The organism is Bacillus sp. T-10(2022) (assembly GCF_056502895.1).
The window spans coordinates 3,151,054-3,167,208 of record NZ_CP113518.1; the positions used below are offsets into that span (position 1 = coordinate 3,151,054).

At 39.9% G+C, this 16,155-nt stretch carries 21 protein-coding genes; 8 read left to right on the forward strand and 13 right to left on the reverse strand.

The genetic code is table 11. The annotated features are described in order from the left end of the window. Positions 1-33: 33 nt before the first annotated feature. Genes OSJ91_RS15350 through OSJ91_RS15365 form a run of 4 tightly spaced genes read right to left on the reverse strand, consistent with a single transcriptional unit; the run spans position 34 to position 3,217 of the window. A complete protein-coding gene (locus tag OSJ91_RS15350; protein WP_485889984.1) occupies positions 34-642 on the reverse strand; it encodes a flavin reductase family protein in 609 nt (202 codons plus the stop codon). A gap of 17 nt (positions 643-659) precedes the next feature. After that, on the reverse strand, positions 660-1,268 hold the full coding sequence (locus tag OSJ91_RS15355) for an alpha/beta hydrolase (protein ID WP_137017487.1): 609 nt from the start codon (positions 1,266-1,268) through the stop codon (positions 660-662). Further along, positions 1,268-2,215: a ring-cleaving dioxygenase gene (locus OSJ91_RS15360; RefSeq protein WP_350299016.1), complete on the reverse strand. Its 948-nt coding sequence runs from the start codon at positions 2,213-2,215 to the stop codon at positions 1,268-1,270. Before OSJ91_RS15360 ends, OSJ91_RS15355 begins: the two co-directional genes overlap by 1 nt. A 24-nt stretch (positions 2,216-2,239) precedes the next feature. Continuing rightward, entirely contained in the window at positions 2,240-3,217 is a 978-nt protein-coding gene (locus tag OSJ91_RS15365; RefSeq protein WP_485889985.1) for a ring-cleaving dioxygenase, read from the reverse strand. A gap of 245 nt (positions 3,218-3,462) precedes the next feature. Here OSJ91_RS15365 and OSJ91_RS15370 point away from each other — a divergent pair, with 245 nt between their 5' ends. Next, complete coding sequence (locus OSJ91_RS15370; protein WP_350299018.1) at positions 3,463-4,062, forward strand: nitroreductase family protein; 600 nt, start codon at positions 3,463-3,465, stop codon at positions 4,060-4,062. 181 nt (positions 4,063-4,243) lie between these two features. Here the strand turns inward: OSJ91_RS15370 and OSJ91_RS15375 are convergent, their stop codons facing one another. Genes OSJ91_RS15375 through OSJ91_RS15385 form a run of 3 tightly spaced genes read right to left on the reverse strand, consistent with a single transcriptional unit; the run spans position 4,244 to position 6,574 of the window. Beyond that, positions 4,244-5,296, reverse strand: a complete 1,053-nt coding sequence (locus OSJ91_RS15375) for an alpha/beta fold hydrolase (RefSeq protein WP_350299019.1) — start codon at positions 5,294-5,296, stop codon at positions 4,244-4,246. Next, positions 5,289-5,789 (reverse strand): hypothetical protein, encoded by a 501-nt coding sequence (locus OSJ91_RS15380; RefSeq protein ID WP_485889986.1) that lies wholly within the window; start codon positions 5,787-5,789, stop codon positions 5,289-5,291. The genes OSJ91_RS15375 and OSJ91_RS15380 overlap by 8 nt, the downstream gene beginning before the upstream one ends. A gap of 23 nt (positions 5,790-5,812) precedes the next feature. Then, positions 5,813-6,574: an SDR family oxidoreductase gene (locus tag OSJ91_RS15385; RefSeq protein WP_350302884.1), complete on the reverse strand. Its 762-nt coding sequence runs from the start codon at positions 6,572-6,574 to the stop codon at positions 5,813-5,815. A gap of 314 nt (positions 6,575-6,888) precedes the next feature. On the opposite strand from OSJ91_RS15385, the gene OSJ91_RS15390 reads away from it, so the two are divergent. Further along, the gene (locus OSJ91_RS15390) at positions 6,889-7,338 is read left to right on the forward strand and encodes an OsmC family protein (RefSeq protein WP_485889987.1); all 450 of its coding nucleotides are present in this window, start codon (positions 6,889-6,891) and stop codon (positions 7,336-7,338) included. A gap of 51 nt (positions 7,339-7,389) precedes the next feature. On the opposite strand, the gene OSJ91_RS15395 is transcribed toward OSJ91_RS15390, so the two are convergent. Beyond that, positions 7,390-7,641, reverse strand: coding sequence for a YkuS family protein (locus OSJ91_RS15395; protein WP_350299022.1), 252 nt, complete (start codon positions 7,639-7,641; stop codon positions 7,390-7,392). Between the two features lie 98 nt (positions 7,642-7,739). Here OSJ91_RS15395 and OSJ91_RS15400 point away from each other — a divergent pair, with 98 nt between their 5' ends. Beyond that, positions 7,740-7,874, forward strand: a complete 135-nt coding sequence (locus tag OSJ91_RS15400) for a YuzL family protein (RefSeq protein WP_101225105.1) — start codon at positions 7,740-7,742, stop codon at positions 7,872-7,874. 125 nt (positions 7,875-7,999) lie between these two features. Here OSJ91_RS15400 and OSJ91_RS15405 read toward each other — a convergent pair whose 3' ends face one another. Continuing rightward, positions 8,000-8,164, reverse strand: coding sequence for a hypothetical protein (locus OSJ91_RS15405; RefSeq protein ID WP_485889988.1), 165 nt, complete (start codon positions 8,162-8,164; stop codon positions 8,000-8,002). Positions 8,165-8,258: 94 nt separating this feature from the next. Between OSJ91_RS15405 and OSJ91_RS15410 the strand changes: the two genes are divergently transcribed. Next, positions 8,259-8,450 (forward strand): hypothetical protein, encoded by a 192-nt coding sequence (locus tag OSJ91_RS15410; protein WP_350299024.1) that lies wholly within the window; start codon positions 8,259-8,261, stop codon positions 8,448-8,450. Between the two features lie 386 nt (positions 8,451-8,836). Here the strand turns inward: OSJ91_RS15410 and OSJ91_RS15415 are convergent, their stop codons facing one another. The 3 genes from OSJ91_RS15415 to OSJ91_RS15425 form a co-directional block, all read right to left on the reverse strand. Continuing rightward, positions 8,837-9,775: a magnesium transporter CorA family protein gene (locus tag OSJ91_RS15415; protein WP_413018206.1), complete on the reverse strand. Its 939-nt coding sequence runs from the start codon at positions 9,773-9,775 to the stop codon at positions 8,837-8,839. Between the two features lie 319 nt (positions 9,776-10,094). Then, positions 10,095-10,367 carry a hypothetical protein gene (locus OSJ91_RS15420; protein WP_485889989.1) on the reverse strand — a complete coding sequence of 91 codons (273 nt, stop codon included), beginning with the start codon at positions 10,365-10,367 and terminating at the stop codon, positions 10,095-10,097. Between the two features lie 61 nt (positions 10,368-10,428). Continuing rightward, positions 10,429-11,508: a nitric oxide synthase oxygenase gene (locus OSJ91_RS15425; protein WP_485889990.1), complete on the reverse strand. Its 1,080-nt coding sequence runs from the start codon at positions 11,506-11,508 to the stop codon at positions 10,429-10,431. 265 nt (positions 11,509-11,773) lie between these two features. Here OSJ91_RS15425 and catR point away from each other — a divergent pair, with 265 nt between their 5' ends. Together catR and OSJ91_RS15435 are read left to right on the forward strand one after the other, a co-directional pair. Next, positions 11,774-12,097 carry a catDE operon transcriptional regulator CatR gene (gene catR, locus OSJ91_RS15430; RefSeq protein WP_101225109.1) on the forward strand — a complete coding sequence of 108 codons (324 nt, stop codon included), beginning with the start codon at positions 11,774-11,776 and terminating at the stop codon, positions 12,095-12,097. 140 nt (positions 12,098-12,237) lie between these two features. Next, on the forward strand, positions 12,238-13,155 hold the full coding sequence (locus OSJ91_RS15435) for an NAD(P)/FAD-dependent oxidoreductase (RefSeq protein ID WP_485889991.1): 918 nt from the start codon (positions 12,238-12,240) through the stop codon (positions 13,153-13,155). Positions 13,156-13,249: 94 nt separating this feature from the next. Here the strand turns inward: OSJ91_RS15435 and OSJ91_RS15440 are convergent, their stop codons facing one another. Continuing rightward, on the reverse strand, positions 13,250-13,396 hold the full coding sequence (locus OSJ91_RS15440) for a lmo0937 family membrane protein (protein WP_485889992.1): 147 nt from the start codon (positions 13,394-13,396) through the stop codon (positions 13,250-13,252). A gap of 257 nt (positions 13,397-13,653) precedes the next feature. On the opposite strand from OSJ91_RS15440, the gene OSJ91_RS15445 reads away from it, so the two are divergent. Together OSJ91_RS15445 and OSJ91_RS15450 are read left to right on the forward strand one after the other, a co-directional pair. Beyond that, the gene (locus tag OSJ91_RS15445; RefSeq protein ID WP_485889993.1) at positions 13,654-13,974 is read left to right on the forward strand and encodes a YckD family protein; all 321 of its coding nucleotides are present in this window, start codon (positions 13,654-13,656) and stop codon (positions 13,972-13,974) included. A 169-nt stretch (positions 13,975-14,143) separates the two neighbouring features. Then, complete coding sequence (locus OSJ91_RS15450) at positions 14,144-16,117, forward strand: S9 family peptidase (protein ID WP_485889994.1); 1,974 nt, start codon at positions 14,144-14,146, stop codon at positions 16,115-16,117. Positions 16,118-16,155 lie beyond the last annotated feature (38 nt).

The window sequence follows — 16,155 nt, forward strand, 5'->3', positions numbered from 1 at the left end:
TAAAAGATGACGCCATTTTTTCTTTCTTATTCCTTAAGGTCGTTGTATTTCAATTAATTCCCCTAGTTTTGTATAAGTATGACCCGCTAATCTTGCTACAGGTTTTAGCCCATTCTGGTCAATCCGGCCATTATGGTAAATCTCCTGCTCTATATGATAGCAGACTATTTTCCCTATCAATAAATCACAACCAGGTTTATTCTTGGAACCTGCCAATGGTATCGCATGCTCCAATGTGCATTCAAAGCGTACCTTCGCTTCTTGCAATCCTGGTACCGACACCTTCTCACTAACAGCCTGAGTGAAATTGGTAAGACCCAATTCACTTTCGTCAGACGGGAGTTCCTTGGCCGTTCGATTTGCATCAGCAACATTATCTTCATCAGTGATATGAACAACGAATTCACCTGTTTGAATTGCATTTCGGGCAGTGTCCTTCGAAACTCCTTCTTTCCGTTGAACAGAAATGGAAATCATAGGAGGATTGGAACTGACTATGTTAAAAAAACTGAACGGAGCTATATTGATTGTACCGGTTTCGGATTGTGTCGTAACCAGGGCTATTGGTCTCGGTATGATGCTTCCAGTCAAAAACTTATAATTTTCCCGTTCAGTAAGACTTTCAGGATTAACTGAAATCATCTTCATCCCTCCCATTCTTATAAAAAGTTCTTTTGAAACCATGAACTTGCTGCATCAACCTCTGAACGTGTTAACTGATGACCGTAATTTTCCCAGTGAACATCCACCGCAGCACCAGCTTGCAGTAAAATTTGATTAAGTTCATCAGTTTCTGCTGCCGGGCAAATCGGATCGTTTTTACCTGCAGCAATGAATACAGGTATATCCGAAAGGGACGGCAAAGCAATCCCGCGTCTAGGCACCATTGGATGATGAAGAATCGCTCCTTTTAATGCCCCTTCAAAATGGAACATCAAACTTGCTGCTATGTTTGCACCATTAGAATAACCTAATGCCACCACTCTGTCACGATCGAAGTCATATTGTCCGGACGCTGATTCCAAGAAGTCATAAAGCTCCTTCGTACGGAAAATCAAATCTTCTTCATCAAAAACTCCTTCAGCCAGCCGGCGGAAATAACGGGGCATTCCGTTTTCAAGTACATTTCCCCGTACGCTGAGTACGGATGATCCCGGTGAAACCATTTCCGATAATGGCAAGAGATCCGTTTCCGTTCCTCCAGTGCCATGTAAAAGCAAAAGCAACGGTGCATCTGGATTACTTCCTTTTTGAAAAATATGCTTCATCATTTATCCTCCTCTAGTACTCTCGGCACTGCCGGCAGTAACGTTTTCTCCATGATCTCCCTTTTTTCTTCAAGCCATGGCGGCAGCATTAATTTACTACCCATCGTTTCCTTCGTTTCATCATGAGCAAAGCCAGGTGGATCTGTGGCAATTTCAAAGAGTATGCCTCCATCTTCCCTGAAATAAATGGCATCGAAGTATTGGCGGTCTGTAAAGGGTGTCACGCCATAGCCATGGTTTGCGATATGCTCCCTCCATTCTTTATGATCTTCATTATCGCTTGCACGCCATGCAAGATGATGAACAGTTCCCACTCCGATTTTCCCATTTGGCAAAACCGTTTTTTTAACATCTACCAAATTTCCGATGTCCGATGTGGATTTGAAGCGGATGAAATCACCCTCTTCCCCCATCTTTTGCAAACCCATCACTTCCTCTAATAGTTCCATCGTTTTGATCGGTTTCGACGTCAATAATACCGCACCGCCGAATCCCTTGATCGCCTTGTCAGCTGGTACACCGCCGAATGACCACTCGCTATTTTTTCCTTCTTTACGCTCAACCAGTTCAAGTTGCAATCCATGTGGATCCTGAAATCCCAGATAATCCTCGCCGAAGCGTGAGATCTTTTCAAAGTCAATATTAAATTTACCCAAGCGCGTTTCCCAGAAGCCCATTGAACCTTCCGGAACGGCATATGTTGTAATCCCCACTTGTCCGGAGCCAATTGTCCCTCGGTATGCCCCAGGCCAAGGAAAGAAAGTGATGATAGTGCCCGGTGAACCTGATTCATCTCCGAAATATAAATGATAGGTGCCTGGATCATCAAAATTAACGGTTTTCTTCACCATACGCATTCCCAGCACTCCAGCATAAAAATCCACATTCTCTTGAGGATTGCCTACAATTGCGGTTATATGATGTATTCCTGCATTTTGCTTTTGCATGCCGATTACTTCCTTTCCCGTTGATTAATTTGTTGATTTTGTATTCAGTGGTTTTAAATTCGATTCAATATCCTTTCTTTTTGATTCTAAAAATGGCGGCAGGGCAAGGTTCTCACCTAGGTGCTGCTCTGCTTCATCCACTGCAAAACCAGGTCCATCAGTAGCTAGTTCAAATAATATGCCATTCGGCTCCCTAAAATACAGTGAACGAAAATAAAAGCGGTCCACATATCCAGAGTTCACGAATTTTGATTCACTAATTTTTTCTATCCATTTTCTAAGTTCTTCTTCATTATCCACCCGAAAGGCAACATGGTGTACTCCACCCCTCCCCAACCTTTCCCGAGGAATGTCATTCCTTTCTTCAATATGAAGTTCCGCTCCTGTTCCTCCCTCACCTGTCTCGTAAACGACAATTGGATTTTGCCCCCTAATTGAAGAAGGATATGTGCCTGATTTCCTGAACCCCAATACCTCGGAAAGAACAATTTCTGTTTGTTCAATATTAGGTACAGTAAGTCTTACCGGTCCTAACCCAAGGATGGAAAACTCTTTCGGTACCGGGCTTCCACCCCATGGTGATCCTCCCTGAACGCCGTTATTATCCTGATCGGAAACCAGAAGTAGCCTCTGCCCTTCAGGATCTTTAAAAGAAAGCACCTTCCTTTCAAAACGGCTCGATATTTCATCATGCTCAACATTGAATTCCACAAACCGTTTTTTCCAATATCCTAGAGCTTCATCATCTCTAACCCTTAAAGAAATTTCTGAAATGCTATTGTTTCCCTCATGAGTGCGGGCAGCATTGGGAATTTCAAAAAACGTCAATTCCGTACCCGGAGAACCAATTTGATCTCCATAAAATAAGTGATACACACGAACATCATCTTGATTCACCGTTTTTTTGATTAATCGCATCCCTAAGACTTTTGTGTAGAAATCAAAGTTATTTCCCGCTTTAGCTGTAATCGCCGAAACATGATGTAATCCTTTTAATTCCATCCTTACCACTCCTATCTTTATAAATCTCCCCTTACAGAGATGAAATAATCCGTAAATAATATCTCGAATTCGAGGTATTTAACCAAACATATAATACTTTTAATGAAAATATCTTGATTTAAAGATAAATGACAGCGATTAATTTGTCAACCATTTTCATTCAAATAATTTCACCCGTATACACTTTTCATAAAATAATAAAATCAGGTCAAAATAAGTCGGTATAATGAATGGAGGTATGATATATGGCTAAAGATTTTTTTAGCGCAATTGAAGATAGACGCTCTTATTATTCCCTTAGCAAGGAACGTGTTGTCCCTAATAAAAGGATTAAAGAAGTTATCGATCATGCCGTTCAATATTCCCCTTCCGCTTTCAACTCCCAAAGTGCAAGAGTGATTGTTTTAACAGGTCAAAGCCACGACCAATTATGGGATATCACGAAAAACACATTAAGAAAAGCTGTCGGTGACAAAGATTTTGAAAAAACGGAAGAAAAAATGAAGTCATTTATAAATGGTTATGGTACGGTTTTATTCTTTGAAGACCAGGCCATTATAACAAGGCTTCAAGAACAATTCAAAACGTATGCCGAAAACTTTCCGATTTGGTCGAACCAATCGTCTGCCATTTTACAATTTGTCGTATGGACTTCCTTGGAAATTGAGGGGTTTGGTGCAAGCCTTCAGCATTATAATCCTTTAATCGATGACGAAGTGAGAAAGACATGGGATATATCACGCGATTGGAAACTCATCGCTCAGATGCCCTTTGGAAAACCCACTGCAGAGCCTGGTGATAAAGACTTCACACCACTTGAAGAACGAGTGAAATATTATCAATGATACAATAGGGGCTGGCTCTACACACCGAGCCAGCCCCTTCATTTATTTCACTTTAGTAATCCGGAAATGTTGCAAAAAATTTTGAAAATATCAATGCCGCAAAGCCCATATATTCAACAACCGGCATAATTTTAAAATTCTCACTGGCGTTAAACACGTATATTTCACATCCCCCAGTAACCTATTGAATTGGTGATGAACGTCCTGGTAGCCATTCCTTCAAATAATATGGGAGTCCATCGGAATATTGTTTAGCCGCATGTCCGCTTTTCAGTAGGCTATATGTCTTATCCTTACAAGTTAAATGCTCCATTACCGGATAAATCATTTCCTGAGGGACCAATCGATCATACTTACTTGCAATGACCAAAACACTAGCATCAATTTTCGATAGCTTCGCTTTTTTCCCCCTTACCTTAAAGCCCCCATTAACCAAGCGATTTTTTATCAAAAGGTCTTTGGTTATTTGTTTGGCAGCTGCTCCGGATAACGGCACATGCCCATTGATCCACGCATTGAAGCGGCGCCAATTCTTAACGTATTCCTCATCATCCGCTTGATTCAATAATGATAAATACGGTGATATATAGATAGGAGATGTAATTAAACGGATTCCATATTTAACAGCACTGGCTGGAATCGTTTGATAAATATCAATCGTATCGTCGAAATTCACGGTACCTTCTTTTAATGCTTCCTGCCACTGATCAAAAGATTCCGAGGCACTGAAATCTACCGGTGTAACGGAAAGAATCAAGTTCTTGATTGGCTCGTCAGCAATGGCAGCATATATTGCGGCTATTGTACCGCCGATGCAAAATCCCATTACTGTAATTTCCGATGCCCCAGAGTGGCGCAATGCACGCTGCACTCCTTTTTGAATATAATCGACGATATAATCTTCGATCGATATTTCGCCATCTTCAAAACCCGGACTTCCAAAATCAAGCAAATATACATCAAAGCCTTCATTTACAAAAGATTCTATTAGACTATTCCCTGGGGACAGATCAAGAATCAAAGGAGTATTGATTAGTGAATATATAAGAAAAACCGGCACATCATATTTTTTTTTTGCCGACGGATAATACCAAAGCGATGATTTGTTTTTTTTCCACACCGATATTTTAGGCGTCAGTCCCATTTCAGGCATTGGCTGATTGGGAATATCCAAAAAATGTTTCCACTTTGGTATGGTTTCGGATTGATTTTTCGGCACTTTCCGTTTAGACATTAGAATTCCCCTGTCTAAAAGAATTGAACTCCAACTGTGAACTTATCAACAGGGAATCATTTAAGAAATTCGATATCCTTTTTTTACTCCCTTCCATTTCAATGGAATCCCAATTTGACTTCTTTTTCTTACTGCGAGATGAAAAAGCATTGCGTTTATTGCGATTTGAAGAATTACCTCTGACGTTCCCGCCCCTATCATCATCAAGTGTAGAGAGCAAATCTTCTATCCTATCAATTTTTTCTTCGAGCTGGATCACTAATTTCGCGATTCCCGCCACATCCTTTTTTGTTGGATAATTCATGATGATGGACATTCTTTCTGAAGCTTCCTGCATTCTATTTATTCTTGGAACCTGCATTTGGGCATTGTCGCTTACTGCTTCTATTAACTCACGATTATTTAGCAAATCCTTAATTTTATCATTAAGCTGTTGTTCTTTTTGTGCGCCTAGCAATTTAAGCCCTTTATAAAAATTTGATTTTTCCGCCATATATATCTTCCTTTCTCCTCCGTTTATACTAATGCCGATATACCTCCGTCTATGATCAAAACATGACCAACCATATAGTCAGAAGCCTGTGAGGCTAAAAATACGGCAGCCCCCTTTAAATCTTCTTCATCGCCAAACCTGCCAGCAGGAATTTTGCCTAATATGTCATAGTCGGACTTTTCAAGAACTTTCTTTGTGATTTTAGTCGGGAAAAATCCAGGTGCTATCGCATTGACTTGGATGCCGTATCTAGCAAGCTTAACTCCTAAATCCTTCGTCATTGTAATGATGGCACCCTTACTGGTGTTATAAGCTATCGTATCCAATAGCTCAGGAAACGTCCCGCCAAGACCTGTCACCGATGCAATATTTATGATTTTCCCTGAATTTTGCCGCTTCATGACCCTCGCTACAGCTTGTGAAAACAGGAATGTACCTGTAACATTAACATTCAATACTTTTTCCCACTTATCCTTAGGAAGATCCAAAAGCGGACCTGACCAGGACGTACCGCTATTATTGACAAGAATATCAATCGTGCCAAATTGGGCAACCGTTTCCTGGACGACACGGTCAATGGCACTCTCATCCGTGATATCACATTCAAAGGCAACGGCATTAACACCCATCGATTGCAAGTCTTCACATACCTCCTTACATACAGGAAGATTTCGTGAAGCAATGACTATATTAGCACCAGCCTCCCCCAACGCCATGGCGATCTGTTTGCCCAGCCCTCTGCCGCCGCCGGTAATGATAGCCGTTTTATTAGTCAAATCGAACATATTACTCAATGTAGTCAACTTTTCAGCCCTTCCTTAATGAAGTATTATTTATATTAAACCGTCTATATCATTATAGATAAGCCTATCCAATATTGTGCTTAAAATAGCCTGATGCCTCTGCCTTTTGTTTCATCAACAGTATCCTTTATATCAATAATGCCTATCCGCTCGACCGCTACGGTCGGCTTGCTGAATTGGCATACTGAAAACTTAATTCGACCCACTGCTGTATGATTACTCACCCGAGTGAGCAAAATCGAATACTTAGCCTGTTTTATCGTTTACACTATAGAAATGGTAAGGAGGTAAAAAAAATGACGATTCATCACTTTCATTTAACCGCAGAGTGGCCAGGCGGCAGAAATGATATCGGCACAATTCATTCAGGGAATCTTCTAACACAGATAAGTATTCCAACTGAAATGGATGGACCAGGGATCGGCACTAATCCCGATGAAATGCTGCTTGGGGCGGCATCGACCTGCTATATCATTACCTTTGCTGCCATGTTAGAGCGAGCCCATATAGAAAAGGTGAGCTTGACCATGCAATCGGAAGCGTTAGTGGATGTTACGAATGGTGTATTCACCTACAAGAAAATCATTCATCGCCCTGAACTTATATTAGTACCGGGGACTTCAGAAAAAGTGGTTGAAAAAGCGAGGAAACTTGCTGAAAAAGCTGAAGCTTCATGTATGATTTCCAAGGCGATCAAAGGGAATGTAGCGGTGGAATTGAATGCAGCAATTTCCATAGCACAGTAACCTTGAACAAAAAAAGTGCCTAACCCTATATCGGTTTAGGCACTTTTTGAACTATTGAATGGCGTTCATTTTATTTTCAACCTCGCGGCACACTTCATCAGCCGTTAAACCACTTGCCTCAATGATAGACGCTTTTAATGAAGTATCGCTTATACCCATTACATTACTTTCCAAACCTGTTACCACACAACAATCCACGTTTTTTGCGTCAGCTTCTTGTTTAATCTCCACAACATCAAAACCTTTTTCACGAAGTGCTTCCTGAATATTCGTTAATGATTCTTCAACACCGATTTTTGACATCAACACACACCTCCTCTACCTTCTAACCTGTCCTTTTCACCTTCAATATATGTATAGGATGCAAAGGAAAAAGGGAAAGTAATATCGAGGTGATAAACATGAATGGAAAAAACAAGAAAGATGCTTCACAAACCCGTTTAGGGTCTTCCCAGGTAGAAGGGCAAGGTACCACTACGAAAGAAACCGGGTCCTTCACTCAACCCTCTTCACTTAAAAAGCAAAAGCGTTCTTGATAAGAATCCTAAAACAACCATGGAATTCCGTCTTCATGATACGCAAAAAAAAACGCTTGGTTTATCCGCCAAGCGTTTTCCTCTGCATGATCCTTTTTGCTTAACTTTGAAGTCAGGGACTTCTCTTACATATTTTGCTTTCTGATTTCCTCTTGGATCTTTAGATCATTCAATTGATCTCCATCAATTATTTTTGAATCCATTTTTCCTTTATCGGCTCCATCTGGGTTTAAATCACTTGCCCTTAAATTATTATTGCGAGCTGCTTGCTCGTTCCATTTGGTCATCATGATCTCCTCCTAAGTCCTTATCCTTCCCAATCCTAATAATATTCATGAATACACCCCATCCTTTATTGCCAAGATACAAATGGAGGTGGTTTAATTGGAACCAAACAGACCCGGCAATAAGAATATTCCGGATTTTAAAGAGTTGAACGACCGTATCATCAGAGAAGCATCACAGAGTCCCCGTTTAGTGATTAAAACAAATTTGGATGCAAAGAATGTAAAAGATGAGAACCCTTATACCGATCGAATTAACAGTGAAGGATTTGCTGATTTTTTTGAGGAATAAAACAAAACCGGCTTGGCAGCCTCAACCAAACGGTTCGGCACCAGTTGATCTATAGTAATCATTTCAAGTTGAACACGCTGAATAGAATCATGTTTAGAAAGCATCCTTATCACCTCAAGTTTTATTAATTCTATTTTAAAGCAATAAAGACTTTAGGCGTAAGGGTTCTATCTAAAAGTTAAAACAAAGTTGGTTGGAACGTAAGGTGCGAGACTCCTGCGGGAAATGCGAGTCCAGGGGAGACCCCGCAGGCGCAAAGCCGCCGAGGAGGCTCCCGGACCGCCCGCGGTAAGCGAGTGCCCTACGTTCCAATCAATGTCCAAATTGCACAAACCCCTAATAAAAACTGTAGACAAACTGAAACCGGCTTAATAAGCCGGTTAATTTTAAAAATATTTTTTCTTCCAAAAAATGAATGCCGTCGTCCCCGCCAATGTGATGGCTATTAATAATGTAAAAATGAAAGCAAACCGATTATGTTCAAATGGCAGTTCCACATTCATTCCGTAGAAGCTTGCCACCATCGTCGGCAGCGTCAAAATAATGGTCACGGAGGTTAGAAACTTCATGGCATTATTGACATTATTGGAAATGATCGAAGCGAATGCATCCATCATACCGCTAAGAATGGATAGATACACTTCTGCCATTTCAATTGCCTGAGCATTTTCGATGATTACATCCTCAAGCAATTCTTTATCTTCTTCATACATTTTCAAATAATTAAACCGGAGGATCTTATCAAGTACTACGCGATTGGATTTTAATGATGTCGTAAAATAAACCAAGCTTTTTTCCAAAGCCAGGAAAGTGTATAATTCTTTATTTTTCATGGACTGATGCAATTCACGTTCCGCTTCATTAGTCATCTTGTTGATTTGTTTCAGGTAACGTAAATAATAGGATGAAATCTCAAATAGTAATTGTAAGGCAAACCTTGTTTTCTTATTGGTGAAAAATCCTTTTATCTTATTGTTTTTGAAATTCGCCAATATCGGTGTTTCTTTCAAAGATACCGTAATGAAACAGTCTTTGGTAAAAATCATCCCTATAGGTATTGTTTCAAAAATCGGTAAGTCGGCCTCATCCCTGGTCAAATATGGGAAGTCGACAATAATTAACACATTATCATCCTCTTTTTCGATTCGAGGCCTTTCCTCATCATCCAACGGATCTTTCATGAAATTTATCGGTAACTTCAAAGTCGTGCATATATAATCTATTTCAGCTTCTGTGGGCGCGACAATGTTCACCCAGGAACCTTTTGTCATTTCCTCGATCTTGTTTAGGTGTCGGTTTTCATCCGTCTTGTAGATTTCAATCATTTCTTGACCTCCTCTTCTATAGAGAAAGCCTTATTTACCTTCTTCGAGCAGATACTCAAGGAGAATAACAGTCTCGACTTCTAGCATCATATTGGCTTCCTCTTGCTTTCTGGGTTCAGGATCATAAGAACTGCTGCTCACTCGTATCCACTTCCTTTCGATTCTTTAATCTTAATCCTTATTCTTTTAAAGCACAATAACGAATTTAATACCTTGGTTCTCTGTCTTGAATTCGAAATTATCAGTTTTTATCGCTTGGAAAATTTAATAAAAACTACCACAAAAAAAACACTTGGGTTTCCCCAAGCGTCTGATAACGTTATCCATGCTTAGCATTATTATAATAGTGAACACCATACATGGCGCCTTCATCTACCATTTTATTGTCGTCATGATCATATGGATCAGGGTGACCTGCCTTTTCAATTACAGGATCCAGCTCTGAAGCCGTCCTATTCCAAAAGCCTACTGTTTTTGCTTTTGCATTGGACCATATGTCCTTCATTTTTCCTCTGTTCGTTTTATTCGATAAAAATGAGACTCCGGCAACTCCGACTCCTAGTAATACCACGTTTCTTCCTAATGCCATCATTACCTTCCCCCTTATTTATTGGCTTGATATATATATACCCAACGCCAATTAATGTAAACCTTTATTTATATGGAGGAATTTGATAAAAGAAATTAGGTTTCATTATTTCATTATTATACGGCTGATGAAAAACGTGGGTTGTGGCTGGAGATACCGGCGGAATTAACCAGGTCCAGTCCCCAGTAACTTTCCGGTTACAAGTGGCTTCTTTTTCTTCGAATTTCTTGAATTGTTTAGCTGCTGTATGGTGATCAACAATGCTGACTCCGTGTTTTTTATACGAATGAAGGACTGCTTCATTCAGTTCGATAAGAGCTCGATCTTTCCATAAACTTGAATCACGTTTAATATCCAAGCCCATCCTCTCCCCAATTGCCGGCAGCATATTGTAGCGTTCTTCATCAGCAAGGTTCCTGGCACCGATTTCCGTTCCCATGTACCACCCATTAAATGGTGCAGCTGAATACGTGATTCCGCCAATTTCCAGCCTCATGCCAGATATGATCGGAACTGCATACCATTTGATTTGAAGATCTTTGAACCATGTCAGCTCAGGGTGGGTGATTTGAACTTCTTTAACGAGGCTCTCAGGTATTTCATGTAAACTAGGGGTTTTTCCGTCCAATTGGACTACTAGGGGTAAAATATCGAAACGCCCGAATTTCCCTTCCCATCCCAATGCCATACATTGCTTGGTGAATGCTATTGAACTTGAATCGCCGATTACGCCATGCTCCGTCTCATATCCTGCATATCGAATAAGCTGATGATTCCAAATATCCACTTTTTGATCATGATCTTTTTGTTTGAAAATTGTAATCACAGGCCTGATGCTCCCATTATTCGTTGCATATTCGATATGCTCATAGAGAGCCGATACAATTTCTTCTTCGCTTTGAATCATCCTTTTATCAATCACCCTCAGCGACTCCCAAAAAAAGCGCCCTATGCAACGATTGCTATTACGCCAAGCTAATTTAGCACCATAAACCAATTCTTCATATGTATGTTCATATCTGCCTGTTTCATCTATTTCCTTTTTGATTTGTTCAATCCTGCCATCTATGTCCTCTTCCGTTTTCGATAATTCCGGATAACTTGTCCTGATAAAGGATACGGCCTCTTGCAGTAAATCACTCATCTTTCCCACGAACCCTTCCATTTGTAAAACTTTGACTTCAATATTAAAATAACATATTTTTCACGGTATCCCTAAAGAACACATTTTTTAAAAGCGCATTTTTTTTAAAAATGTGGCAATTACGAGGCGAATTTCTTTTCATGATACTTAAAGTAAGCACATAAATTTCTTATACTTTAATATCCTCTAGTAACTAAATAATTATCGGTAAAGTTGTTACATATGAGGTAAATGCATTATAATATATTAATAATGAGGTGATAAGATGAATAATACGACACTTTGTCCACGATTTGAAAAAGGAATGCAAATCTTGAGTAAACGCTGGACTGGATTGATTGTCAATCAATTACTTAATGGCCCTCAACGGTTTTGTAATATTGAATCTGCATTCCCGATAAGCGGCAGGATTCTTTCCGAACGTTTAAAGGACTTGGAAATTGAAGGTATTGTTAAAAGGGACGTATATCCAGAGACACCGGTCAGGATTGAATATTCTTTAACTGAAAAAGGCAAGGCTCTTGCACCGGTAATGAACGAAATTCAAAATTGGGCACAAGAATGGCTCGAACCGATACAAGAACAATGATACCGGCATTAACTGAAAAAGAGGAAGGTCCGCCAGCTAGCGGACCTTCCTCTTTTTTGTTTAAGCGCCAGCGACTAGTGGTATATTTTTTACAGATAGAATAACACTAGGTTTATTCCAAATTTATGGGCGGTGAATTCATGAAACAAGCAGATTGCATTATTATTGGTGGAGGTATAGCCGGTATTCAGGCAGCTATACAGCTCGGAAGGTATAAACATGATATTATCGTCATTGATTCTGCTCAAGGCCGCTCTTCCATTGCCAAGGCTTACCATAACATTCTTGGATGGCCGGATGGGGTAAGCGGTAAACAATTAAGGACGCTTGGCAGACAGCACGCTGAAAAATTCGGTGTCGAATTCTTGGATGATACTGTGACATCTCTTGAAAAAAAACAGGACAAGTTTTTTATCCAAACAAAGAATGACAGGGAATATCAAGCAAAAATGATTTTTCTCGGTACCGGCATTACCGATAACATTCCTCCAATCAAAAACATCTATCCAACTCTTGGGACATCCACATATATATGCCCTGACTGTGATGGGTATGAGATCATGGATAAGCAAACCGTTGTTCTTGGAGGCGGAAATACGGGTGCGGGCATGGCCCTTACACTTTTATATTGGTCAAAAGATATCATTTACGTAAATCATTTGAAATCAAAAATTGATGATGATTATAAGGAAAAATTGAAGGAAAATCAGATACCCGTAATCGAAGAAGAAGTTTGTGAGGTTCATGTCGACGACAAACAGCAGCTAACGGGCATACAATTAGTCTCCGGTAAAATAATCGAGGCTGAAAAAGCATTCACGGCGTTTAAAGGGAACAAACTAAATAATGACCTAGCCCTACAATTAGGTGTGCAAGTCAATGAAAACAATCATGTCGTGATTCATCCCCGGACTAAAGAAACGAATATTAAAGGAGTCTGGGCAGGCGGTGACCTCGTTGCCCATTCCGAACAAGTCACCATTTCGATGGGGGATGGCACCCAAGCAGCGATATGGATTCATAAGAGGTTGTTAGGCCAGCCACTTCCTTACGATTGACAACTTGATGGAAATGTAAAAGGCGGCCTGTTCACCAGACCGCCTTTTACATTGGTATTTATAAGCTTTTCCACGTCAGCCATTCAATACACATCTACATTCGTTTCCTTCCCTTAAAAACTTTAACCAAAATGAGAATGACCGCGATGATAAGCAAGATATGTATAAAGCCTGCAGCCACTTTAAAGACTAAACCAAGAACCCATAATAATATTATTACACCAATAATCGTCCAAATCATGATACTCCCCCATTCTTTAAGGATTTTTATTAATAAGAAGTTACATCAAAATATTTGCTTACATTTAAATTACCCATATCTTTCTTTAACAAACCCTTACCTATTTTTTTACATAAAACTGTAAATGCTGTAAATGATAATAAAGAAATAAGGAATCTTCCATAAAGAAAAACATTTTACAAGGAAGAGACTTTAAGGTTTTAAATGTTCTACAATTCTTCATAAGGCAAAAAAACAAAAGAAGGAGTCGTTCATTCATGAAAAAGTTTTTAGTCATCTGTTTAACAGCATGTTCCCTATTCTTATTCAACCTCAACCACCCAGCTGCAGAGGAAAATAAAGCAAAAACGGAACGTGTACAATTCACTGATGCTCAAAAATCTGAAATCGCCAAGATCCAAAAGCAGATACTCGCTGACAAAAAGATATTGATCCAAAAATATGTCGAGTATGGAGCGCTTTCAAAAGAAGAAGCCGATAAAATGGTTTCACATTTTGAAAAACATTATAAAATGATGGAAGAACATAATTTCCAAATACCGCCGCACCGCCCACATACACGACACATGCATAAGTAGTTGTAAGTTTTTGCCTATATAACCTGATGATCCGACCTGATGAAAAGGCCGGATTTTTTTCATTTCTTTCGTCCTTGATAAATAAACCTTACGCGTTTACCATTTACTAAAGGAATTATATTTCTCTTTAGCGAAATACATAACTATGAGAAATGAAAGGGTGAAAAGGATGAACAAAATAGGTATAACAGCAAGAGACTTATTTCACTTGAAATCAGTGACCGATCCAAAGCTATCACCGGATGGCAGTATGGCGGTTTATGTCCAAACCAGAATCGATGAAAAAACGGAAAAATACATTTCCAATCTGTTTATGTTCAGCCTGATTACGAATGAAACAAAGCAATGGACGTTTGGGAATAATCGTGATACATCACCAGCATGGTCCCCCGACGGCAAGCATATTGCCTTTATATCAGACAGATCAGGGAAAAAACAAGTCCACATCATTGGGAGCATTGGTGGGGAAGCTCGCCAGTTGACCCATTTCGTTAACGGCGCTTCAAAACCTATTTGGTCTCCTTGTTCCACCAAGTTGCTGCTTTCTACCGGGTTAAAGGAGGACGAAAACCTTAATACGGTTAAGGAAAATGATTTGACCAAAGAAGTTAATAGGTATGACCGGATTAAGTATAAATGGGATGGAAGAGGCTATTTTGATCAGTTATATCAGCAGCTGGTTATAGTGGACATTTTTAAGGGAGAATCCACATTGATAACGGAAAACAATGTTGATCATCAACCGAATGCATGGTCACCAGACGGACAGCATATTGCATTCATAAGCGGGGATGCAGAAAGAAGTGATGATGAACTTTTTTCCGATATTTTCATCATGGACCTTGAAACGAAATCTTTAGAGAAGATAACGGATAGTACAGGTTTCTTTAGAGATCCGAAATGGTCTCCAAATGGCGAATATCTATCTTTCATTGGCCATAATAAAGAATTTGCCGGTGCCACCTTTTCAAATATCTGGTTATATTCCATTTTCGATCAAACGACTCAGTGTTTGACCGATGGATGGGACGTCCAAATAGGCGATTCCGCAATTGGGGATTTCCAAATCGGAGCCGTAGACCCAGGTATTTTGTGGACAAACGATAGCCAAGGTTTTTACTTTTTAATAAGTGATTATGGAAATACTGGAGTATATTATGGTTCGATTGAAGGAGCCATGTATCCATCAATCCTTGACCCGCAGCATATATACGGCCTGACTATAGATCCCGAAAGCCACCGTGCTGTCGTGGCCATCAGTACACCTGTTCATCCCGGCGATCTCTTTGCTTATAACCTTACCAATGGCGATAAGGAACAAATCAGTTTTGTTAATGAGGATTTTTTGAAGGATAAACATTTGTCCACGGCTGAACCAATTACATTCCAGTCCGTTGATGGACTTACCATCCACGGCTGGATCATGAGACCGACCGATTTTGATGGTAATCAAAAATATCCGCTCATTTTAGAAATCCACGGCGGTCCGCATATGATGTATGCCAATACCTATGTTCATGAATTCCAGACCTTGGCTAATGAAGGCTATACTGTATTGTTCACTAACCCGCGCGGGAGTGTAGGATATGGACAAGACTTCGTAAATGCCTGCCGGGGCGATTATGGAGGCATGGATTATAAAGACTTAATGGCTGGAGTTGATCACGTTTTAGCTACGTATGATTTTATAGACCATGAAGATTTAGGGGTATCCGGAGGAAGTTATGGAGGGTTCATGACAAATTGGATCATCGGACATACCAACCGCTTCAAGGCCGCTGTCACTCAGCGTTGCATTAGTAACTGGCTAAGTTTTTATGGGGTCAGCGACATCGGCTATTATTTTACAGAGTGGGAAGTTGGCGGCGATATCGTTAACTCTGCTGAAAAATTATGGCAGCACTCTCCATTAAAATATGTTTCCGATGTGAATACCCCTTTACTTTTACTTCACGGTGATAAGGACTTCCGCTGTCCCATTGAACAGAGCGAACAATTTTTTGTCGCCTTAAAACGTCAAAATAAAGAAGCGGTACTTGTTTCCTTCCCAGAAGAAACTCATGAAGTATCCCGAAGCGGATCTCCAAAAATGCGCTTGCAACATGTTGAGGAAATCAAAGAATGGTTTAATAAATATCTTTAAAAATAAAAACTCTGTTAGCAAAAGCTAACAGAGTTTTT